Here is a 17,652-nt window from a genome sequence, read left to right as displayed (position 1 = left end):
GAACACGCGCTCGTAGCTCAGTTGGATAGAGCATCTGACTACGGATCAGAAGGTCAGGGGTTCGAATCCCTTCGGGCGCACGCACGGTTGAGACAGATCAGTACGGAAAGAGCCCCCCTGCCTGCAGGGGGGCTCTCTTCTTATGTCCGGGGTAGGTTGGCCAGCCGGGCCGGGTGTGGGCCTGTTGCCAGTTAATTGCCGTTTTTGCCGAGGCGCAGTGTGTCGAGCGCATCGGCGCTGGCTCGAGATTGCTGACCACGCCCCATGTAGACATCCAAAGTCATGGACGGGTGTGCGTGACCCAGCACGTCGGCGATCTGGCGTGCTGTCAGCCCGGCGTCGTCGAGCAGGGTGGCGACCGTCTTGCGGAGCGTCTTGAAGGTCACCCACTCGTAGCCAGCCCGTCGCCGGAACGGCAGCCAGTGCCGGTTGGTGAGGTTCTGGAAGTTGAGGTACCCACCCCGGCTGTTCGGGTAGATCGGCCCGGTTGGGTCAGCGAGCCCCAGCCGCTCGCGCCGTTCGACCAGCATGGTCACGTACCAGTCCGGCAGCGCGATCGGGCGCACCGCGTTGTCGGTCTTCCCCTTGTTCCGCACTGTGCCCTTGCCCCGGGCTTGGATGATGCCGCCCGACACGTTCAGCACAGCGGCCTTTTCGTCGAAGTCTGGCCAGTCGGCCCCGATCATCTCGCCCCGACGCTCGCCGGTTGCGATGAAGCCCCGAACCAGGTCCGGCAGGTCCGCGACATTGGCTGCCTCGTCGGCGTCCAGCTTGGCCAGGAAGTCGAGTAGGTCGACCCTGCTCAACGAGCGAGGAGCGGCCTTTTTCACCTTGGCACGGCGTTCGCTGAGCGGGGCGATCTCCCTAACCGGATTGGTCAGGATCAGTCCGGCTTGGACGGCGAAGGTCATCACGTTGCCGATCACCGCCTTGATCTGCTTGGCGAGGCTCAGACTGTGCGCCTTCAGCTTCGTCTGGCACAGAGCGTTGATCACCGGCGGTCCCGTCTCGATGATCGTCAGCTCACCCAGGACGGGTAGGACGTGGTTGCGCAGGTTGTCGGTGTGACTGTCCACCGAAGTGAAGGAGAAGATCCCGTTTTCGGCATCGGCTCGGTATTCGGCGAGCCAGGCAGCAGCGACCTCCTTGAACAGGCTGTACGGAGTCAGCCCAGCACCCGGACTGCGCATGACCAGGCCCTTGATCGCGTTGCGGATCTTCTCCTTGGCTGCCTCCTTCGTCTTCGCCCGTCTCCGGATGTCGACGTAGGTCCCGTTCGTGTGCCGGAACAGACACCTCGCCGACCACGATGCCCCGATCTGCTTCGTCGTGATTTCACCGGCCGTGCCGAGCGGGAGTCGAAGCCTGCCCATCAGGCACCCCCTTGCTGTTCTACCCAGGCGTCGACGTCTTCGGGGCGGTACCGGACGTGCTTGCCGATGCGGCGTCCGGCGGGGCCGTAGCCATTGGTGCGCCAGCGGTACAGCGTGTTGACGGGTACTCCGAGGTGGTCGGACAGGTCGGTGACGGTAAGCAATTTGGGGCTCATGAGGTGTGCTCCTTTGCGATTTTTTCCTTACGGTGATTGCGTTTTCCTTCGTAGATCGCGGCGGCTATGTCGCGTTCGGACTCGGTGCGGTAGCCGTTGCCGGTGTGCTTCCAGTGATTGACGACCAGCACCGCACCGGGGTCGATCCCGGCGGCGTCGAGGGCGGCGAGGTGCTGATGGGTGCGGCGTTCGCCGCGGATGGTGCTGAAGGTGATGGAGTAGCGCAGCGACTTGGTGAGGAAGTGGCCGCGGAACCCGAGCATGTGCGCCCATTTGCGCAGGTAGCCCAGGCCCTCATTGCCTCCGAGGTCCCAGGCAGCGGCGACCATCCGCCGGTGGTGCGGGTGGATGGCGAGGTCGTCGATCGCGCGTTCGGACCGGATGGGCCGGTCGGCGACCTCGCTGGTCGAGGTGCCCTTGGTGGCGTACTTGGCGATGTACCCAGCCAGCGCGCGGTCGCTGATTCGCCCGGCATCGTCCTCGATCGCGGCGGCGTGTGCGGGCCGGATGGCGCGGATGTCGACCTGGTTCCCCCAGGTGAACACGTGGTCGGCGGCGGCCCCGTCGATGGTGAGCGTGCGGGTGACCGTGGTGGTCGCCACGGCGGCCCGCACGGCGTGATCGATGAGGTCGGGGGTGGCCCAGTCCGGGGCCGGATCGGCGGCACCCTCAGGGCCGTCCAGGCGGATGACGGCGTGGAAGTGGATGAGGCCGCGTTTCTGGTATTCGGCGACCTTGGCGTAGGACAGCCGGGCGTGCTGGGGGAAGTCTGCGACCCGGAGCCCGGCGGCGGTGGCGAGTTCGCGGCGGAGCCGGATGGTGAACCGGTGCCACAGCTCCCCGGAGTGGCCCTGCCACAGCACCGCTCCGCGGTAGTCGTAGGCGTCCTGGTCGATCGCGGTACCGACGCGGGGGTCGGCATCGTGGTGGTACTCACCGCAGGCACAGGGGATGCGTTTGCCGGTGCGGGTGGTGCGGCGGCCGTGGACCGCGCCGAAGCCGGGGGCGGTGAGGGTGACGAACAGGCGGGGCTTGTCGGCGACGTCGTCGGGGATGGTCTTGCCTCCGGACATGCCACAACGGATGAGGTGGAAGGCGTCGGCGGCGTAGCGGTCGGAGCAGGCGGGGCACACGGACTCGCGGCGGTTGCCGCAGGCGGTGTAGACGACCCCGGCGTGGTGGTTGAGGGTCCGGCCGGTGGCGGCGTCGGTGAGGGTGCGGTACCCGGAGAGGTGGACCGGCTGCAGGCAGCCCCCGGTGTTCTCGGCGCGTGCCCGGACCGCGCGGATGTTGGGGCGGGTGAGGTGCTCGGTGATGCGGGTAGCCAGTGCGGCCCCGGTGTTCTCGGTGGTCATGGCTCTCCTTGGTGCAGGCACGGCGAAGGCGGGCCACGGTGTTCGTTGGCCCGCCTTCGGTGCGGTTGTGCTGGGGGTGTCTGTCAGGCGGTCGCGGGGTGGTGGTTGACCGCGGTGTTCAGTTCGGTGACCAGGGCGGTGACCATGGCGTCGGGCAGGGTGACCCGGGCGGTGAGGTCGTCGGGGGTGACCTGGCGTCCGGCGGTGTGGGCGTCCTCGGTGGCCGCGGTGATGGTCTTGCGGATCCCCGCCGGGAGCTTCGACAGGACCGAGGAGGGTGCCGGTCGCCGCCCGTTGAGCGCCGGGGCTGATTCGGCCGGCGGCGGGACCGGGGCGGCGGGCGAGCGCGGGGCCGCTGATTCGGCCTCCGGGGTGCGTCGCATGAGGAGTTTCACGACGACGAGGAACCCGAGTGCGGGCATCGCGGCGACCAGCCACCCGGCGGGCGTGGGTTCGGCCAGCGCGACCTGTGCGGCCATCTGGACGCCGAACCCGGCGACGAGGACGAGCAGCGGGAAGGTGACTTTGCCGGTGGCCCCGGTGCGGTGATCGTGCTGGACCTCGAATCCGGCGACGATGGCGATGCCTTCGATGACGATGGCGTCGGCCCAGGCGAGCCACCCGGTTTGGCCGTGGTGGGCGGCCCAGTCGTGGGTGTGGGTGAATCCGGCGGCGGCACCGATGCCCCCGAGGACCATGGTGACGAGGACGCGGACGGCGGTGACGAGCCGGTCGGCGGTGCTGGGTGCGGGGTCCTGTGTGGACACGGTGTCGCTCCTTCCTAGTCGCGGGTGGGGGCGGATTGGATGTAGCGGGCGTGGGCGTCGAGTAGGGCGGCGAGGTAGCGGGCGAACTCCGGTGGCATCGAGATCTCCCAGGCCGTGCCGGTCCCGCGAGGACTCTCCGTGACCCGGAGAAGGACGTCGGTCGCGGTGCCGGACACGGCGGTGTTGGACACCGTCGCCCCGCAGAACCGGACCCCGTCGAGCGAGCGGAGCGGGTAGATCGCGAGGCCGTCTTCGAGCGTGGACACCGCTGAGTGCCACACCTCGGATTCAGCGGCGGGGACCTGGTCGGCGATGGTCATGGGACTGTCCTTCCTGGTCAGTCGCGCAGGTAGTGGATGAGTTGGTAGGTGTAGGCACCGGAGCCGTTGCGCACCGAGCGCCATTCCCGCCACAGCGCGACGGTGAGACCGGCGAAGACGAGGGCGGTCACCGCTGCCAGTGCGACGAACCAGCCGACGCTGTGCACGAACACCCCTTCGGCGAGGAGCGCGAGGGCGGTGAAGCCGATGATCTTGAGCCAGGTCGCGAGGAATTTGAGCGTGATCATGAGGTGTGGCCTTTCTCGGTGCGCAGTTCGACGGCGAGGCGGTACAGCTCGTCCGGGGTCACCGACTCGGTGTCTCCTTTGTGGAGCAGGACATGCGGGCGGGCGAGGCGGTAGGCGAACGAGCTGTACACGTGGACGCGAGTCCCGCACGGCCCCCTGCCGACGACCGTGATGTGCAGGTCCCCGGTCGCGGTGTGCCACCAGTCCGCATGCAGCCGGGTGAGCCGATGTGTCCAGATCAGCAAGGCGCCGATCGTGGCCACGGGGTCGTAGGTGTGGGCTGGCTGGACGCTGATGCTGAAGGACTCCGGGTACAGGGTCACGCTGGCTGGTTCGGGTGCGGGGGTATCCCGAACCAGCCGAGCGGCGAGGGTGGCGAGCTTGGCGATACTGCCCAGCGGAGCAACGGCGGTCGTCATCGTGGTGTCCTTTCCGGACGGATCAGGCGGCGTGGATGGCGTAAACGTTCGAGCCGTCGTCGGGAACCTGGTGCGGTGTGCACTGCCGGACGAGTTCGGTGATGTCGTCGTCGGTGGTGTGACCGGCCCGGACCCGGATGGGGTTGCGGGACTTCTCCGAGGTGCGGTAGCCGATGCCTTCGTGGTCGGTCTCGGGGATCTCGTCGGCGAGGGCACCGCGGAGCCGGGCGTCGTCGCCAAGGACGATGTCGACGTAACCACTGGACCCGAGCCGTAGCGCGATGCGGCGGGTGAACAGGTCACGGACCGGGACGATGTCCTTGGTGGGTTCCTGGACGTAGGCGATGACGGCGAATCCGGCGGCCCGGCCCTGGGTGAGGATCTCGGCGAGGATCTTGTTCACGGCGGTGACCGTGGCGCGGCTGCCACCCAGCGCGGTGAGCATGGCCAGTTCGTCGATCATCAGGACGTGGAACGGGGTGTCCGGTGCCACGGTGAACTTGCGCTGCTTGCGGTCCCGGAGGACTTCCTGCCGGGCCTTCATCTCGTCGCGGAACTCGACCAGCAGCGCCAGCATGGGGTCCTGGTCGTCGCCGTCCTCGTCCTCCACCGGCTCATCGGCCGAGGTGGCGTAGCGGTGGAACAGCGGTCGGCCGAGCTCGGTTTCCATCCCGCCCTTGGGATCGATCATCCAGACCTTGACCAGCTGGTCGCGAATCATCGGCCCCATCGCGCGCAGCGGGTTCCACAGCAGCGACCCCTTACCCGAGCCGGTGGCCCCGGCGATCAGCCAATGCTGGCCGATCAGCGGTTCGGTCCAGGACTGCCCGTACTCGGTGTCCCCCAGCTCCAACGCGGTGAGGTCCACGTCATCGGCCTCGTCGGGGATTTCGGCCGGCGGGACGATGTCGTCGAACGGGTTGCCGTGCACCAGGGTCAGCGTGAGCAGCCGCGGGCTGGTCTTCACGATCCCGAGGACGTCGGCCCCCAACGCGGACGCCAGCTCCTCCTGGACGTCCTGGAAGGTCCGCAGCGACTGCCCCTTGCACAGCCGCACCCGCACGACGTCGATCGACGGGGTGGGGGAGGAGAGCTTCACGATCCGGGGGACGTGGAGTTCCCCGGTCCGGCGGTCCTCGGTGACCAGGTTGCAGGCGTCGAGCGTGGTGCGCCACGGGCGGCCGTGGTAGCGAGTCCAGCGGCGGCGGGCCGAGCGAATGCGCGGGGCGGCGTGGGTGGTGAAGGAGGCCGGGTGTGCCCGGTACCAGCCCAGGCCGGTCGCGACGACCCCGGCGGCGATTCCTCCGGTGGTGACCGCGCCCAGCTCGAGGACGCTGGTGCTGATCGCGGCGGGGGCGGCGAGTGCGGCGGGGTGGCGGGCGAGCCACAGGGCGCACTTGGCTTCGATGCGGGTCTTGTGCTTCTTGGCGGTAGCCATGGGGTGTTCTCCCTGAGTCGGTGCGAACGCGGAAGGGCCGTGGCCCCTCGCCGATCGGTTCACCGGTCTCGGGGGTCACGGCCCAGCTACGTCGCGCGGTGTCGTCATCTGCGGAATGCGGTGATCGGGGTGTTCGGTTCGGTCAGCGGCGGCGTGCGCGGGGCTGGCCGGGCTCGGTGTTGAACAGCGGGCGGGCGGACTCGAAGGTGGTGGTCGCCGCGGCGATCGAGCGGGCCGCGCGGTCGTGGGTCTTCCTGAACCCGGCGGTGCGCACGATCGGTGCCTTCATCGCGATGCGGAGCTTCTTCATGGCCGCGTCCAGCTCGCCGAGCTTGAGATCGACCTGGTGACTGCTCATCTGGGTGCCTTCCTCTGGTGCCGGTTGGTGGTGTGGGCGGGGGTGCTGGCTAGACGCGCCAGCCGCGGGCGACGAGTTCGGCCTTGCGTTTGGTGGCGTCGGCCTTCAGCTCGTCGAGCCCCACCGAGGCCGCCCGGAGCGCCGATTCGAGTTCGGTCTTGCTGGGGACCTGCCAGCCCTCGAACCGGTCGGCGCCCCTCTTGTCGTTGAGGTTCTTGGACAGCTTCGCCAGCTCGTCGAACGCGGCACGGACGCCGTCGAGCGCGTGCTCGAATTCGAGGTAGCGGGCCTTGGCGTGGTTGTTGATGGTCTGCGAAGTCATCGCGGGTCCTTCCGTGTGCGGGTGCAGGAGATCGGTGCGAGCGAGCGCCAGTGCCGGGCCTTGTGCTTGGTGGCGCGCGGGACGAGTACGGCGTTGCCGGTGCCGGTGTGGCCGTAGCAGTGGTAGGTGTGGCTTCCTCCTTTCGTCAGCCAGCCAGCGTCAATGAGCTGGTGGACAGCGTCGCCTTCATGGGAGGGGGCGGCCTCGATCTCGTGTCGGCCACCGAGGGTGAAGACCCGTTCGGACGGGCCGACCAGTACGTACCCGGTGAGTTCGGCAATCTGGAGGACCCTTTCGACCAGCGGGAGATCGTTGACGGGCGGTCGTTGCGGGCGGGTGCCCTGGGGTGCGTCGAGCGGGTTGCCGAAGAGGTCGGTCTCGGTGCTCATCGGGTGGCCACCCGGGTCCGCAGGACGACGATCACTCCGCCGATCAGGGCGAGGACCCCGGCGACCGGGAGGGCGAGGGTCAGGCAGCCGACCAGGAGGAGCCACAGGGGGTAGAACAGTGCGCCAGGCATGCGGGGCTCCTCACATCTGCCACTGCGAGCCGCACACGGTGCAGGTCGCAATGCGGGTCGGGGAGAGGAAGTAGTGGGCGGTGCAGTCGTGGATGGCCATCACGCGCCCCGCTTGGGGCCGGTGGGGTTGAACGAGGACAGCCCGTCGCGGGCGGGGAATGCGGTGTCAGTCATTTCGTCTCGCTTTCTGTGCGGATGTCGAAGTCGTCGAGCCAATCGCGATTTAGTGGCGCGGGCTCAGTCATCGGTTTTCACCTCGCTGAGTTGGTGTATGACTTGCTGGATTTCGCCGTACACGTCGTTGAGGTGCTCGATCAGGGCCGAGGACTTGCGGACGAACGATTCCCCGGCGCCACCGACCATCATGTAGTTGTCTTCGAGGGTGTGTGCGGCCTTGTTGACCAGGCCCAGCGCTTCCTTGTAGTCCGCGGTGAGGTCGTCGAGGCCCTTGCGGCTGATCACCCGATCTCCTGGTCGTCTTCGGCGAGGTGGAGCCACGGCCATTCGCTCAGTTGGCCGATAAAGACGTCGTCGTTTTCCATCATGGGAATGCCTTTCGCGTGGGACGGTTAGACCCAAAGATTCCCGGCGAAATGGTGTCCGGGAATCAATGCGCGTAGCCGTATTACGGCGATTTTGGGCATAAGTGGGCTCACTATGTAATTCTCAATGAACGGGGAAAACGATGTGAATGGAGCTATTTGCGTAGCCGGGGCGATGGCCTCCGGCGGGTCGCTATTCGGTGGGCTTGAGGCCCGCGGCGGCGAAGGCGACACCGGAGACGGTCTCGCCCCGGTCGTTCTTGAAGGAGTACGGCGAGACGCGCGGGTTGATCAGCTCGACCCGGTCACCGTCCTCGAAGGCGCCGCTGGGGTCGGAGTCGAGGGTCACCTTGATCTCCTCGCCCTTCTCGCCCTTGATCTTGGCGAAGACCGAGACGACGAACTTGGCGATGCCCTCCCGGTCGGTGACGACCTCTTCGCGGCCGTTCTGGTCCTTGCGCATCTTCATCTCGGGCTCTTCGGCGATGGTGAGCTTGTAGCCGGACAGGTTCACCGGGATGTTCCTCATCGTGGTGCCTTTCGTTGTCGTCATCCGGAGGAGAACTCCTCTAGACGAGTTCTAAGTTACATAGACGTCTAGAGGAGTGCAAGGAAGCCGACCTCATTGTTCGCATACGCGAACGTCAGCGTGCGGGGAAGTCGTATTGCAGCAGGTAGGCGGGGGCGACCTTGACGGTGTCGCAGACTTCTACCGCCATGCCCTTCGTGTCGTACGCGGTCCGCAGCACGGTCAAGACCGGCGTGCCGGGGCTGATGCCGAGGCTCTGACGCTCCTCTGCAACTGGCATGCGTGCGCCGACCTCCTCGGTGAACCGGTCGAGGATGTGTCCGGTTTCCTCGAGCCGTGCGTACAGGCCGCCGGGGCCGGTGTCTGCCTGCTCGATTGCGGTGCCTGCTGCGAGCTCTCCGGGGATGTAGGACACGGCTGTCTCCACAGGGCGGCCGTTGGCGAGGTACCGGCGGGCGCGGATCACGACTTCAGCTTCGTTCGCCAGGCCGAGTCGTTCCGCAACGGCTTTCGGTGCCGGTCCTCGCCGGACATCGATCCTGTCGACCTCTGGCTTGTAGCCGGACGCATCAGCTTCAGCGAGGAACGCGGCTTTACCGGCATCCCGGTGACGGCGAGCGAACCGGTCGGAGGCGAGACGTCGAACAGGGGGAGCGAGGCGGACGAAGACGCCACGGCCGTGCTCCGAGACGATCAGTCCCTCGCCGCGGAGTTCGTTGATGGCCTGTCGAACAGTCATGCGTGCCACGCCGAAGTGTTCGATGAGCGCGGCTTCGGAGGGGATTTTGTCACCCTGCTGGTAGCCCTCGTTGCCTGCGAGGATGCGATCCCGCAGGGTTGATGCGATCTGGCGGTACGGCGACTGATCGCTATCACGGTCGATCTGGTCGAGGTTGAGCATCGGGACTCCTCGTGACACGTCTAGAGGTGCAGTAGTCTTGCATACGAGTAACCACGGCTTGCGCAGGTGCAGGCCGCTTAATGTGCGGAGGTCTTCATGGGTGACACCCCTAAACACTCGGTGAGTGTCGCGGGCGTGGTCATCGACGCCCGCGATCGTGTTCTGGCTATCCAGCGCCAGGACAACGGACATTGGGAGGCGCCCGGCGGCGTGCTTGAGCTGGATGAGTCGTTCGAAGACGGCGTCCGCCGGGAAGTTGCCGAAGAGACCGGCCTGTCCGTCAAGGTCGAAGCCTTGACCGGCGTCTACAAGAACATGTCCCGGGGGATCGTTGCCCTGGTGTTCCGCTGCGCGCCGGAGGACGGGACCACTCATCCGACCGACGAGGCCCACGCGGTCCGGTGGCTCACCAAGGAAGAAGTGAGCGATCTGATGGCGCCAGCATTCGCTGTCCGTGTGCTGGACGCCTTCGAGGCTAAGCCAGCCGTCCGGGCGCACGACGGCATCAATCTGCTGTTCGCCTGACTCCGAGCGTGAGGCGCTGCTGCAGCCTCCGTGTTCAGAGTTTCATTACTTGTTCAAGGCGGCCCCTCCGGGGCCGCTGGCCAGGTGTTTGATCCGCGGGCAAGCCCTGCCGGGGCATGCGGGCTGGCGCCCGGTCCCCGGCAGTCGCCCGCGGAAGAACCAGCCAGCGACCACCCGTCCGGACGGACCGCCAGGCCGCACTGAACAAGAGATGTCCTCGCCGGACGGCAGGTCTCCGGGATGGGGGAGTAGCGAGGCATGCTGCGGTACGTGTGTGGCCTGTCGCCATTCCGTCAGACCTCCACCAGGGCTATCACGCCGCGTCAAGGGGGCGACTTCCCGAGGCAGATTCGGCCGGCACGGAGGAGCCCCCTTGACACGGCGTGATCGGGCTACGCCAGGTCAGACGGAATGGCGAAGAGGCCCCGCACTTGGAGGTGGGAACGAGCACACCATGGGCTATGTACTCCCGCAGATCAACCCGCTACTTTGGAAAATGGCCCCGGGTCCCGAGGTGTTGGTAGCACTTCGGGGCACGGGGGCATTTCCAACGAGATGATCAGTAGGTGATGGAGCCACCCCCTGCCTGGTCGATGATCGTCTGGGCAGCGTGGACAGCGTCGCCGCGGTTCCAGTAGCGCTCGCTCGTCGCAAGCACGTTGTGGTTAGTGGAAATGATGTTGAAGTACCACTGAGCTCCGCTGCTCGTGATCTTGAAGGTCATGTCTGGCTCCGGTTGTCGAAGAGGTGAACGCGGACCGTGTTCGGTCTCACAAGGCAAGCGTGACTGCCCTCGAGCCTCAGCGCAAGCGGTTCGAGACACAAGATGTAGTGGTCAAGCCGATAAAGATCAAGTACATGTTCTACCTGTGGATAACTTATCCACAGGCTATGGGTGTGTTTTGATGCGCCTGGATGCCCCCTAGTGGTGTTTAGGTCCGTCTGCGTTGGCGTCAATCGCTACGCTAAGCTAACGAACGGCAAGTTATCCACAGGGTAAGCTCGTTGAAAATTCACCCGTTTGGGGCTAGACGGGCAAGCGCTGAACTCTCAACGATACTTACGTTGAGTGCTTGAGTCATCGCTAATTGTGGTTATTGGCAGCCTTGGATCGTTGTCGATCAGTATCGCCCTGAACTCACACTCCTTCGAAGTTGGGTTTGCGAAATCTGCTGTGGCTGATCAACTTGTTGCCAGTAAATTGCCGGAAATCGGTGGCAGATGACGGGCGACGACGATTAGCTAGTGATTCGTTCGAGCGGCGTACATGCAGTTCACGGGCTATGTCGATCAACTATGGTCAAGGTCGACAGGCACCGAATCCGGATCAGAAGGTCAGGGGTTCGAATCCCTTCGGGCGCACGCACGGTTGAGACAGCAGTACCAGGTCAGGGCCCTATTTCACTTCGGTGAGGTACGGGCCCTGATTTGCGTCCGGGCTCGATGTCTCACAATTTCTCACACGCCTAGTTGATCTTGTACAGCTTGCCCAGCGCGGCAGTGCCCTCGTGCAGATCTTCGTCCTCAGCGTGGACGTACGCGCCATAGGTGAACTTCACGTCGTAGTGCCCGGCCCACTTGCTGATGATGCTGATCGGCACGCCCGACTTCTCCATCAGCGAGATCGCCGTATGTCTCGCGCCGTGCAACACAATCCGGGGTACCTCGGCCCGCGCGAGCACGCGGCCGAAGTCGTCCGAGTAGCGCTCCGGGTGCACCGGCTCGCCGAGTTCGTCGACCACCACCCAACCGCTGTCGGCGTAGGCCGGACCGGCGGCGAGCTTCTCCGCGGCCTGCTTCGCCCTCAGTGCGCGTAGGGCGGCGACGAGCTCGTCGTCCAGCGGCAGCGTCCGGAGTCCGTTCTCTGACTTCGGTTCCTTCACAATGATCTTGTAGTCGACGAGCACGCGGGTCAGGTTGATCGTGATGGTCTTGGCGTCGAGGTCGACATCCTCGGCCCACCTCAGCCCCAGCACCTCGCCGCGCCGGAGGCCGTAGAGCGACATCCGCCACGCGGCGTGCAGTCGCTCGGTCGCCGCGGTCGTCAGGAACGTCTGCACCTCGGCCTTCGACCAGGTTCCCTGCTTCTTCGGCTTGTACGCCGGCGGATTGACCAGCGCGGCGACGTTCCGCACGACCTTCCCCTCATCGAGGGCCGTCTTCAGTGCCGCCGTGAGCCTGCCCAGCGTCAGCGCCACCGACCGGCCCGACAGCCCGCTACCGACCTTGCCGCCGCGCTTGCGGCCGCTCGTGAGCATCCACGTGACGAGCTGCTCGATATCGGCCTTTGTGAGCGCCTGCAGCTGCTTGCGGCCGAGCCGGTCACGCGCCGGCCGGAGCGCGTCGGCGTAGCTCCGCTTCGTGTTCTCGGAGAGATCCCGGACGACCGGCGGCAACCACTCGTCGAGGTACTCGGCCAGCGTCATCTTCGATGGCCGCACGTAGGTGCCCTGCGCGGTCTCGTTAATGATCTTCGAGCGCTCCGCGATCGCCTCGCGCTTGAGGTCGTACGTGTAGGTCTTCTGCTGGCGCTTCCCGGTGATCGGGTCGCTGCCGATGTCCACAACGAACCGGTATCTCACCGTTCCGTTCTTGAGGGTGATCTTCTTGATCGGGTCACTCACGAGTATTTCCCTTCCCGTCTAGGTCTTCGCTGTCGACGTCTTTGACCTTGTCGAAGTAGTTGGGGTCCTGCTCTGCGGTGGTCAGGATATTTGCGACGAGGTCCTTGAGTAGCCCTACGAATGCCGCGCCCTCCCCTCGAGTCAGTCCGGTTTCCCATGCTGCGTGGGCTACGAAGTGGGCAACCTGGACGGCACGATCAAAATGTTGTCCCGCTTCGGCGGCCGTCAACTCGACAGCTTCCGTCATCCAGGCGGGGCGATTTGTGGCGTAGCGGTGCTTCTCCTCGTCCGTTAGAGAGGACTCCCGTACCGGTCGTAGGTCTGGCCACCGGCCGATGATCCAGCGGTACGCCGCTTCGGCGGTTCCGCTTATCTCGCTGGTGATCAGGTAGTCCGCGTTCCGCTCGTACGGGAGCAGCAGCGCCAGGGGAGCCACGCCGAGCGCCTTCGACAGGTCAAGCCACTCATCAACGGTGATCATTCGACGCCGCCGGTTGGTTTCCTTCTCGCGGCGCCCGCTCTCGATGACGTACAGCGCCGGCACGGTCAGGCTCGTTGCGCCGATGGCCGCGCATCGCTCGGCCAACTGCTCAATGGACCAGACCAGGGCCTTGCGGTACTGCCTGACACGGTCGCCTACGACGTTGCTGGGTATCGAGTCATTCTGCACATCGCTGAACGTACTGTGCGGATTGCGCGAACGCAACAGGACGTGTAGAACAGTGGGCACACAGCACATCGCATAGAAAATTCACCGATGTGACGAATGGAGCCCGGGAAATGTCGACACCTATTGACGAGATCCGCGATTGGCCGCCTGTCGTCGGCGTACCCATGGCCGGTGGGGCACTTGGGATCAGCCGGTCCTACTCGTTCGAACTGGCGCGCCGAGGTGACTTCCCAGCGAAGGTGATCAAGGTCGGATCGCGCTACCGGGTGGTCACCGCGTCGATCCTTGCGTTGCTCGAAGTTGAGCCAGCGCGTGAGAGCGCGTGATACGCCGCCTCATCACCGCAGGTCAGAAGGCCTGAAAACCGGGCCACCTGATCAGCAATCAGACGAGAGGGACGCGGCACGTGTCCGAACACGAGAAAGGCCCCCGGATTTCACCGGGGGCCCAACGCAACATCCCGGTCAAGGATACCCCGTGCGCGCGCCGAGCAGCCCTGCGCGCGCCAGGGTGGACGGCTGCCTGATGGCCGGCGACGACAACAATCGATCCGAGTGGCTCTGCATCCGAGCTGTGCTCTGGGTGCTAGACGATGCCCCTGACTTGCCGCCGTCACTCGTGGTCACTCTCGTGGGCATTGCTCGGCATGCCAACGACAGTGGCCGGGATTCGTATCCGAGCCAAGGCGCGCTCGCCAGGTACGCCCGCAAGACGCCTCGGCAGGTCAAGAAGGACATCGCTGGACTCCTTGAGCTCGGCCTGATCCGTCGACCGGATGACCAGAGCGCAGCTGTCGGTATTCGGGCTGACCGACGACCCGTCGTCTACGACCTGGCTTTCGCTCCCATGCGACCGTACGAGGGGAACCACACGACAGGTCGTCAGGTTCCCCAGGGAACTACACGACATGTCGCAGAGGGGCGCACGGGGGGAACCACAGGGACGCACGGGGGGAACCACAGTTCCCCCGAAGAAGACAGTAAGAAGACAGAAAAACCCTCTCCGCGTGCGCGCGTCGCCGACGTCATTGCCAGAGCGTGCCCAGACGCAGGGGAGGAGGAGATTCAAATCCTCATGGAAGAGCTCACCGGCGAGGCGAAAACCTCCCTGATCGGCTACGTCACCAGCCTTGCCGCCAACGGCGAACTCACCGACCGGCTCGCACATGTCCGCAGCGAGCGGCAATCCATCGAAATCGCCGACGCGCTCGAACGCGCCCGCGCCGACCCACAAATGCGCTGCGAGCACGGCACCGATGCAGGGCGGTACATCCGGCCGGGCACTGGCCTCTCGGCCACCTGTCTGATCTGCCGCAACGCGAGTAGTCGGCAGGAAAAGGAGACGGTGACCAGCAATGCATGACGACCACACCGACGAGGGCGCGCAGCCCGGCCGCCGGGCGCGCAACCAGGCGGCCCGCGTGGTATTCCAGGTCGCCCGTGACCGCGGACTCGTCCGCCGACACGCCATGAAGCTGCAACACCTCGCCGAACGCGGCCTCATCGCACACCCCAACACTTCGCCGACCGGCGAAAAACCATCCGCACCCTCAAGCAAGGACCCGGCATGACCATCGAAGAGCGCCCCCGAACCAGCGACGACATCAAGTCCGACATCGCCGAGCTGGAAGGCCGGATCGTCCGATCCCACCAGCAGCCGAACTACGCATACGAGTTCGGCCCGGCGACGCGCCGGCTCCCGGAGCTCAAGGCCGAACTCGAACGCGTCGTGTTCGCCGAGTACCAGGCCGCGCAGCAGGCACGAGAGACCGCCGCGAACGCGGCCAAGTTCAAGGCCGAATACGGCCACGCCAGCTTCGAAGAAGTGATCGCGGACCGGGCAGCCAACGACCAGACAGCACGGATCCGAGCCCACAGGACGGCCTTGAACGCCGAAATCGCCGAAGAGATGCTCGCGCCCGCACCAACCCCCGCCGAGCAGGCAGCGGCCGAACTAGCGCGGTTCCGCGAAGCAGCCCAGCGGGCCGCTGACGACGCCGCGTAGTTGCCACTGCCCTTTCCACTAGCTACTTGCCACTCGTCGCCTAACCGGACTGGCGCTCATGATCAGTTACACACTGACAACACTCGTTGTCTGTCTCAACCGGTGTCGGTAGCCACGACGCGAAGGCGCACCCCGACGACGTGCTGTCGGGGGGCGCTTTCGCGTCTGATTCGGTATCAGATGGGGCCAATTTCAGAGGCTCTGACCTGCGGTTACAGGGAGCCGTCTCACGGCATCTCACGGTTGGCCCGTGTACACGGAGCTGATTCCCGACCGGTGACCTGCAGGCCAATGCGGGAGTTGACCGGCCGGGAAATCGTGGCCCCGGTGCGCGCCGTTGCGGGGGGCCGTCGCAGCACCGGGGGAGTGGAGGCCCAGCCGCCGCACCGTCGGGGGAAGCGCGGCGGCCGGGGGATTAGGGGCGGTCGCCGCGGGCTCGACGGTCCGCGTTGGCGCAGCCGACGCAGGCATTGACGTGCGCGGCCACCGGGTCAGCCTTGACTTCGACCTTCGGGTGACGCGCCGGGTACATGTCGTCCGCTTGGCACCACGGAACGAGCCACTGAATGCCGGGGTCGGCCAGCTCGGACTTGCTGTAGAAGTGGAGCGTGCTGCCCTCGATGTACTCGCGGAGCACCCAGTCCACGTAGGGCTTCGCCGGAGTGATCTCGATGCGGGCGCTCACCGGTCGTCGTCCTGTTCGTCGTCGGCCGCGTCCCGCTCGGCCTGCTCGCGCTCGCGGCGCGCCTTGTCCTCGGCGGCCCCGGTCGCAGTGGGGTCCGGACCGGCGCCGGAGTTGCTGAACCCCCGCATCACCGGTCACCCTCGAGCTTCGCGCGGAATGCTTCCTGCAGCCGGACTGAGAGGTTGATCGCCGAGTAGTCCGGCAGGATCACCTCGTCGCCGTCGTCCACGCGTAGGGAGATCTGCAGGCCGCCATCGGTGTTCAGCACCGACACCGACACCGGCACCGGGCGGCCGAGCATGTCGACAGCCTGGACGATCACGGTCTGGACGTGCCCACGCCGCTCGGGGTGCTCGTTGCTGTTCGTCACACGGTCGACGCTAAGAGCGAAAGGTCAGCCTTTGTGTCCCCTCGGGACACATGCCCATCGATTCACCCGGTCGGCGCTACGCCCATCCGCCATGCCAGTCCGCGGAGCTCACGCCGGCCCGCGTCACGGCGAGCCGTCGCGAGTGCATCCGCCACAGCCTCGCGCACGAACACATTGCGATGCACTTGCGCCGGAGCCAGCGACTCGGCCTTGAGCAGCGCGGCCAACCCGGCGTCTCGGTGCTTGGGCGACTCCATCAGTCCTCGGCCGTAGTCGGTCCAGAATGACGCCTGTCGGCCGCTGGAGATCGTCTCCGGGCGCACAGTCGAGGCGATCTCAGCGACGCGCGCCCCCTGGCCGAGCTCGACGCCGATCGATACCCGGAAGATGCCCGCGTTCGTCCGCCCGAACTGCATGATGCCCGCCGGCCACGGCGATACGTCCGGCTCGATCCGCTCGGCGATAGCCGCGGCCTCCGCCAGGTGTGTCTCCGCGACATCGCCGTGTCCCTGCGCAGCGGCGGCCAGGGCTGCCGTCAGGTTCGCCATTCCGCGGGTCTCCAACCGGCCCGCCGGTGCCTCGTCGGCGACCGACACCGCGAGGTCGTACTGCCGCGGCCGATTCGTCGAGGAGATGAAGTGCGCTCGGCCCCACGTCGCCACGTTCTGCCACACGGGATCGTCGAGCTTGTCGGCCACCTGCCGCATACGCTCGGCCGCCATCGACGGCATCCCAGGGACGTGTAGGCGCGCCGCGATACTGCCCGCGACGTGGTAGGCGGTCAGCAGCGGCGCGAGCGCCTCGCGCCCGGTCACGGGGTCGGCCGCCAGGGCGAGCAGGTCGCGAATCAGCGGCGACAACTTGGCCACCTGCGTCGGGTAGTCACCGGCGCCCTGTGCCCCCGAGCTGTTGCGAGAGTGGTGGAACGCCATCAGGTCAGCGAGGACTTCCTGCAACGGCCGGCCAGGAGCATCGGGTATCTCGCCGACCCACCAACCGCTGAGCAGGTCAGCGAGCGTGGTCGCGGTGTCGTCCGACTCGACCGAGGCGCGCCCGGTCGGTTCCGGGATGCCGGTCAGGGTGTCGGGCGAAACGCGCAGCGCCATCGCCAGCGCCTCGAGGACTTGGCGGCTGTTCACCGGCTTCTCGCCGCGCTCCAGCTTGCCCAGGTAGCCATGCGAGAGGCCGGCCAGGTCTGCGGTCGTGCGCAGGTTCAGGCCTCGCCAGGACCGGATCTCGCGCACGCGGCGGCCAAGATCAGTGGAGTCGGACACACGGCATCCCTCATTCGCGGAGTCGACCACTTCGCGTGCCCCCGGGAGCTACCCGGGGGCGTTCCTCCGCGAAGAGGCAACCACCAGGGTAGCTGGCCACGATGCTCGTCGACTCGACTGTGAGATCACGTGAGATGGTCGAGTGTTTGTGCTGGTCAGGGCGCGCCGTACAGCAGCCTTCTGATGAACGATCAGATGGTGACGAGGACTACCGTCCGATGTCCCAGAGGCG

Annotated in this window: 27 protein-coding genes and 1 tRNA gene; 6 read left to right on the top strand and 22 right to left on the bottom strand. The window is 66.2% G+C overall.

Annotated features, from left to right (window positions below):
• The first annotated feature begins 6 nt into the window (after nucleotides 1–6).
• Nucleotides 7–80, top strand: a tRNA-Arg gene (locus JWQ81_RS30800).
• 111 nt (nucleotides 81–191) lie between these two features.
• Here the strand turns inward: JWQ81_RS30800 and JWQ81_RS30795 are convergent.
• From JWQ81_RS30795 to JWQ81_RS30725, 15 genes are all read right to left on the bottom strand, one after another.
• Nucleotides 192–1,373 carry a tyrosine-type recombinase/integrase gene (locus tag JWQ81_RS30795; RefSeq protein WP_297547158.1) on the bottom strand — a complete coding sequence of 394 codons (1,182 nt, stop codon included), beginning with the start codon at nucleotides 1,371–1,373 and terminating at the stop codon, nucleotides 192–194.
• The gene (locus JWQ81_RS30790; protein WP_297547156.1) at nucleotides 1,373–1,549 is read right to left on the bottom strand and encodes a helix-turn-helix domain-containing protein; all 177 of its coding nucleotides are present in this window, start codon (nucleotides 1,547–1,549) and stop codon (nucleotides 1,373–1,375) included. The genes JWQ81_RS30795 and JWQ81_RS30790 overlap by 1 nt, the downstream gene beginning before the upstream one ends.
• Nucleotides 1,546–2,904 (bottom strand): replication initiator, encoded by a 1,359-nt coding sequence (locus tag JWQ81_RS30785; RefSeq protein ID WP_297547154.1) that lies wholly within the window; start codon nucleotides 2,902–2,904, stop codon nucleotides 1,546–1,548. The genes JWQ81_RS30790 and JWQ81_RS30785 overlap by 4 nt, the downstream gene beginning before the upstream one ends.
• Nucleotides 2,905–2,987: 83 nt before the next feature.
• On the bottom strand, nucleotides 2,988–3,671 hold the full coding sequence (locus JWQ81_RS30780) for a DUF2637 domain-containing protein (protein WP_297547152.1): 684 nt from the start codon (nucleotides 3,669–3,671) through the stop codon (nucleotides 2,988–2,990).
• A 14-nt stretch (nucleotides 3,672–3,685) separates the two neighbouring features.
• Nucleotides 3,686–3,991 (bottom strand): hypothetical protein, encoded by a 306-nt coding sequence (locus JWQ81_RS30775; protein WP_297547150.1) that lies wholly within the window; start codon nucleotides 3,989–3,991, stop codon nucleotides 3,686–3,688.
• 17 nt (nucleotides 3,992–4,008) lie between these two features.
• A complete protein-coding gene (locus JWQ81_RS30770) occupies nucleotides 4,009–4,239 on the bottom strand; it encodes a hypothetical protein (RefSeq protein WP_297547148.1) in 231 nt (76 codons plus the stop codon).
• Nucleotides 4,236–4,658: a hypothetical protein gene (locus JWQ81_RS30765; protein WP_297547146.1), complete on the bottom strand. Its 423-nt coding sequence runs from the start codon at nucleotides 4,656–4,658 to the stop codon at nucleotides 4,236–4,238. Before JWQ81_RS30765 ends, JWQ81_RS30770 begins: the two co-directional genes overlap by 4 nt.
• Before the next feature lie 22 nt (nucleotides 4,659–4,680).
• Nucleotides 4,681–6,096 (bottom strand): type IV secretory system conjugative DNA transfer family protein, encoded by a 1,416-nt coding sequence (locus tag JWQ81_RS30760; protein WP_297547144.1) that lies wholly within the window; start codon nucleotides 6,094–6,096, stop codon nucleotides 4,681–4,683.
• 142 nt (nucleotides 6,097–6,238) lie between these two features.
• Nucleotides 6,239–6,454 (bottom strand): hypothetical protein, encoded by a 216-nt coding sequence (locus tag JWQ81_RS30755; protein ID WP_297547142.1) that lies wholly within the window; start codon nucleotides 6,452–6,454, stop codon nucleotides 6,239–6,241.
• A gap of 49 nt (nucleotides 6,455–6,503) precedes the next feature.
• Complete coding sequence (locus tag JWQ81_RS30750) at nucleotides 6,504–6,776, bottom strand: hypothetical protein (RefSeq protein ID WP_297547140.1); 273 nt, start codon at nucleotides 6,774–6,776, stop codon at nucleotides 6,504–6,506.
• Nucleotides 6,773–7,165 (bottom strand): hypothetical protein, encoded by a 393-nt coding sequence (locus JWQ81_RS30745; RefSeq protein ID WP_297547138.1) that lies wholly within the window; start codon nucleotides 7,163–7,165, stop codon nucleotides 6,773–6,775. The genes JWQ81_RS30750 and JWQ81_RS30745 overlap by 4 nt, the downstream gene beginning before the upstream one ends.
• Nucleotides 7,162–7,296 carry a hypothetical protein gene (locus JWQ81_RS30740; protein ID WP_297547136.1) on the bottom strand — a complete coding sequence of 45 codons (135 nt, stop codon included), beginning with the start codon at nucleotides 7,294–7,296 and terminating at the stop codon, nucleotides 7,162–7,164. Before JWQ81_RS30740 ends, JWQ81_RS30745 begins: the two co-directional genes overlap by 4 nt.
• A gap of 237 nt (nucleotides 7,297–7,533) precedes the next feature.
• The gene (locus JWQ81_RS30735; protein ID WP_297547134.1) at nucleotides 7,534–7,758 is read right to left on the bottom strand and encodes a hypothetical protein; all 225 of its coding nucleotides are present in this window, start codon (nucleotides 7,756–7,758) and stop codon (nucleotides 7,534–7,536) included.
• A 273-nt stretch (nucleotides 7,759–8,031) separates the two neighbouring features.
• On the bottom strand, nucleotides 8,032–8,367 hold the full coding sequence (locus JWQ81_RS30730) for a hypothetical protein (RefSeq protein WP_297547634.1): 336 nt from the start codon (nucleotides 8,365–8,367) through the stop codon (nucleotides 8,032–8,034).
• A gap of 115 nt (nucleotides 8,368–8,482) precedes the next feature.
• Complete coding sequence (locus JWQ81_RS30725; protein WP_297547132.1) at nucleotides 8,483–9,268, bottom strand: GntR family transcriptional regulator; 786 nt, start codon at nucleotides 9,266–9,268, stop codon at nucleotides 8,483–8,485.
• A 96-nt stretch (nucleotides 9,269–9,364) separates the two neighbouring features.
• Here JWQ81_RS30725 and JWQ81_RS30720 point away from each other — a divergent pair, with 96 nt between their 5' ends.
• Nucleotides 9,365–9,793 (top strand): NUDIX hydrolase, encoded by a 429-nt coding sequence (locus JWQ81_RS30720; RefSeq protein WP_297547130.1) that lies wholly within the window; start codon nucleotides 9,365–9,367, stop codon nucleotides 9,791–9,793.
• A 559-nt stretch (nucleotides 9,794–10,352) separates the two neighbouring features.
• Here JWQ81_RS30720 and JWQ81_RS30715 read toward each other — a convergent pair.
• The 3 genes from JWQ81_RS30715 to JWQ81_RS30705 form a co-directional block, all read right to left on the bottom strand.
• Nucleotides 10,353–10,517, bottom strand: a complete 165-nt coding sequence (locus JWQ81_RS30715; RefSeq protein WP_297547128.1) for a YegP family protein — start codon at nucleotides 10,515–10,517, stop codon at nucleotides 10,353–10,355.
• Nucleotides 10,518–11,259: 742 nt separating this feature from the next.
• Nucleotides 11,260–12,417, bottom strand: coding sequence for a tyrosine-type recombinase/integrase (locus tag JWQ81_RS30710; protein ID WP_297547126.1), 1,158 nt, complete (start codon nucleotides 12,415–12,417; stop codon nucleotides 11,260–11,262).
• Nucleotides 12,410–13,147, bottom strand: coding sequence for a helix-turn-helix transcriptional regulator (locus tag JWQ81_RS30705; protein WP_297547124.1), 738 nt, complete (start codon nucleotides 13,145–13,147; stop codon nucleotides 12,410–12,412). The genes JWQ81_RS30710 and JWQ81_RS30705 overlap by 8 nt, the downstream gene beginning before the upstream one ends.
• 50 nt (nucleotides 13,148–13,197) lie before the next feature.
• Between JWQ81_RS30705 and JWQ81_RS30700 the strand changes: the two genes are divergently transcribed.
• From JWQ81_RS30700 to JWQ81_RS30685, 4 genes are all read left to right on the top strand, one after another.
• Complete coding sequence (locus tag JWQ81_RS30700) at nucleotides 13,198–13,413, top strand: DNA-binding protein (protein WP_297547122.1); 216 nt, start codon at nucleotides 13,198–13,200, stop codon at nucleotides 13,411–13,413.
• Between the two features lie 748 nt (nucleotides 13,414–14,161).
• The gene (locus JWQ81_RS30695; RefSeq protein ID WP_297547120.1) at nucleotides 14,162–14,449 is read left to right on the top strand and encodes a hypothetical protein; all 288 of its coding nucleotides are present in this window, start codon (nucleotides 14,162–14,164) and stop codon (nucleotides 14,447–14,449) included.
• Nucleotides 14,442–14,657 (top strand): hypothetical protein, encoded by a 216-nt coding sequence (locus JWQ81_RS30690; protein ID WP_297547118.1) that lies wholly within the window; start codon nucleotides 14,442–14,444, stop codon nucleotides 14,655–14,657. The genes JWQ81_RS30695 and JWQ81_RS30690 overlap by 8 nt, the downstream gene beginning before the upstream one ends.
• Nucleotides 14,654–15,091, top strand: a complete 438-nt coding sequence (locus JWQ81_RS30685; RefSeq protein WP_297547116.1) for a hypothetical protein — start codon at nucleotides 14,654–14,656, stop codon at nucleotides 15,089–15,091. The genes JWQ81_RS30690 and JWQ81_RS30685 overlap by 4 nt, the downstream gene beginning before the upstream one ends.
• A gap of 415 nt (nucleotides 15,092–15,506) precedes the next feature.
• Here the strand turns inward: JWQ81_RS30685 and JWQ81_RS30680 are convergent, their stop codons facing one another.
• The 4 genes from JWQ81_RS30680 to JWQ81_RS30665 form a co-directional block, all read right to left on the bottom strand.
• Entirely contained in the window at nucleotides 15,507–15,776 is a 270-nt protein-coding gene (locus JWQ81_RS30680; RefSeq protein ID WP_297547114.1) for a hypothetical protein, read from the bottom strand.
• Nucleotides 15,773–15,904 (bottom strand): hypothetical protein, encoded by a 132-nt coding sequence (locus JWQ81_RS30675; RefSeq protein WP_297547113.1) that lies wholly within the window; start codon nucleotides 15,902–15,904, stop codon nucleotides 15,773–15,775. Before JWQ81_RS30675 ends, JWQ81_RS30680 begins: the two co-directional genes overlap by 4 nt.
• Complete coding sequence (locus tag JWQ81_RS30670; RefSeq protein ID WP_297547111.1) at nucleotides 15,904–16,146, bottom strand: hypothetical protein; 243 nt, start codon at nucleotides 16,144–16,146, stop codon at nucleotides 15,904–15,906. The genes JWQ81_RS30675 and JWQ81_RS30670 overlap by 1 nt, the downstream gene beginning before the upstream one ends.
• A gap of 62 nt (nucleotides 16,147–16,208) precedes the next feature.
• Nucleotides 16,209–17,420, bottom strand: a complete 1,212-nt coding sequence (locus JWQ81_RS30665) for a helix-turn-helix transcriptional regulator (protein WP_297547109.1) — start codon at nucleotides 17,418–17,420, stop codon at nucleotides 16,209–16,211.
• Nucleotides 17,421–17,652: the final 232 nt, after the last annotated feature.

Source organism: Amycolatopsis sp., from assembly GCF_025464955.1.
Lineage (GTDB): Bacteria > Actinomycetota > Actinomycetes > Mycobacteriales > Pseudonocardiaceae > Amycolatopsis.
The sequence above is the reverse complement of the archived record's forward strand: the minus strand, read 5'-3'. Positions and strand labels throughout refer to the sequence as shown.

Bases quoted from the DNA above. Each gene is read 5' to 3' on its own strand.
- JWQ81_RS30795 (WP_297547158.1), bottom strand. From the start codon at position 1,373: ATGGGCAGGCTTCGACTCCCGCTCGGCACGGCCGGTGAAATCACGACG.
- JWQ81_RS30790 (WP_297547156.1), bottom strand. From the start codon at position 1,549: ATGAGCCCCAAATTGCTTACCGTCACCGACCTGTCCGACCACCTCGGA.
- JWQ81_RS30785 (WP_297547154.1), bottom strand. From the start codon at position 2,904: ATGACCACCGAGAACACCGGGGCCGCACTGGCTACCCGCATCACCGAG.
- JWQ81_RS30775 (WP_297547150.1), bottom strand. From the start codon at position 3,991: ATGACCATCGCCGACCAGGTCCCCGCCGCTGAATCCGAGGTGTGGCAC.
- JWQ81_RS30770 (WP_297547148.1), bottom strand. From the start codon at position 4,239: ATGATCACGCTCAAATTCCTCGCGACCTGGCTCAAGATCATCGGCTTC.
- JWQ81_RS30765 (WP_297547146.1), bottom strand. From the start codon at position 4,658: ATGACGACCGCCGTTGCTCCGCTGGGCAGTATCGCCAAGCTCGCCACC.
- JWQ81_RS30760 (WP_297547144.1), bottom strand. From the start codon at position 6,096: ATGGCTACCGCCAAGAAGCACAAGACCCGCATCGAAGCCAAGTGCGCC.
- JWQ81_RS30755 (WP_297547142.1), bottom strand. From the start codon at position 6,454: ATGAGCAGTCACCAGGTCGATCTCAAGCTCGGCGAGCTGGACGCGGCC.
- JWQ81_RS30750 (WP_297547140.1), bottom strand. From the start codon at position 6,776: ATGACTTCGCAGACCATCAACAACCACGCCAAGGCCCGCTACCTCGAA.
- JWQ81_RS30745 (WP_297547138.1), bottom strand. From the start codon at position 7,165: ATGAGCACCGAGACCGACCTCTTCGGCAACCCGCTCGACGCACCCCAG.
- JWQ81_RS30740 (WP_297547136.1), bottom strand. From the start codon at position 7,296: ATGCCTGGCGCACTGTTCTACCCCCTGTGGCTCCTCCTGGTCGGCTGC.
- JWQ81_RS30730 (WP_297547634.1), bottom strand. From the start codon at position 8,367: ATGAGGAACATCCCGGTGAACCTGTCCGGCTACAAGCTCACCATCGCC.
- JWQ81_RS30725 (WP_297547132.1), bottom strand. From the start codon at position 9,268: ATGCTCAACCTCGACCAGATCGACCGTGATAGCGATCAGTCGCCGTAC.
- JWQ81_RS30720 (WP_297547130.1), top strand. From the start codon at position 9,365: ATGGGTGACACCCCTAAACACTCGGTGAGTGTCGCGGGCGTGGTCATC.
- JWQ81_RS30715 (WP_297547128.1), bottom strand. From the start codon at position 10,517: ATGACCTTCAAGATCACGAGCAGCGGAGCTCAGTGGTACTTCAACATC.
- JWQ81_RS30700 (WP_297547122.1), top strand. From the start codon at position 13,198: ATGTCGACACCTATTGACGAGATCCGCGATTGGCCGCCTGTCGTCGGC.
- JWQ81_RS30695 (WP_297547120.1), top strand. From the start codon at position 14,162: ATGGAAGAGCTCACCGGCGAGGCGAAAACCTCCCTGATCGGCTACGTC.
- JWQ81_RS30690 (WP_297547118.1), top strand. From the start codon at position 14,442: ATGCATGACGACCACACCGACGAGGGCGCGCAGCCCGGCCGCCGGGCG.
- JWQ81_RS30685 (WP_297547116.1), top strand. From the start codon at position 14,654: ATGACCATCGAAGAGCGCCCCCGAACCAGCGACGACATCAAGTCCGAC.
- JWQ81_RS30675 (WP_297547113.1), bottom strand. From the start codon at position 15,904: ATGCGGGGGTTCAGCAACTCCGGCGCCGGTCCGGACCCCACTGCGACC.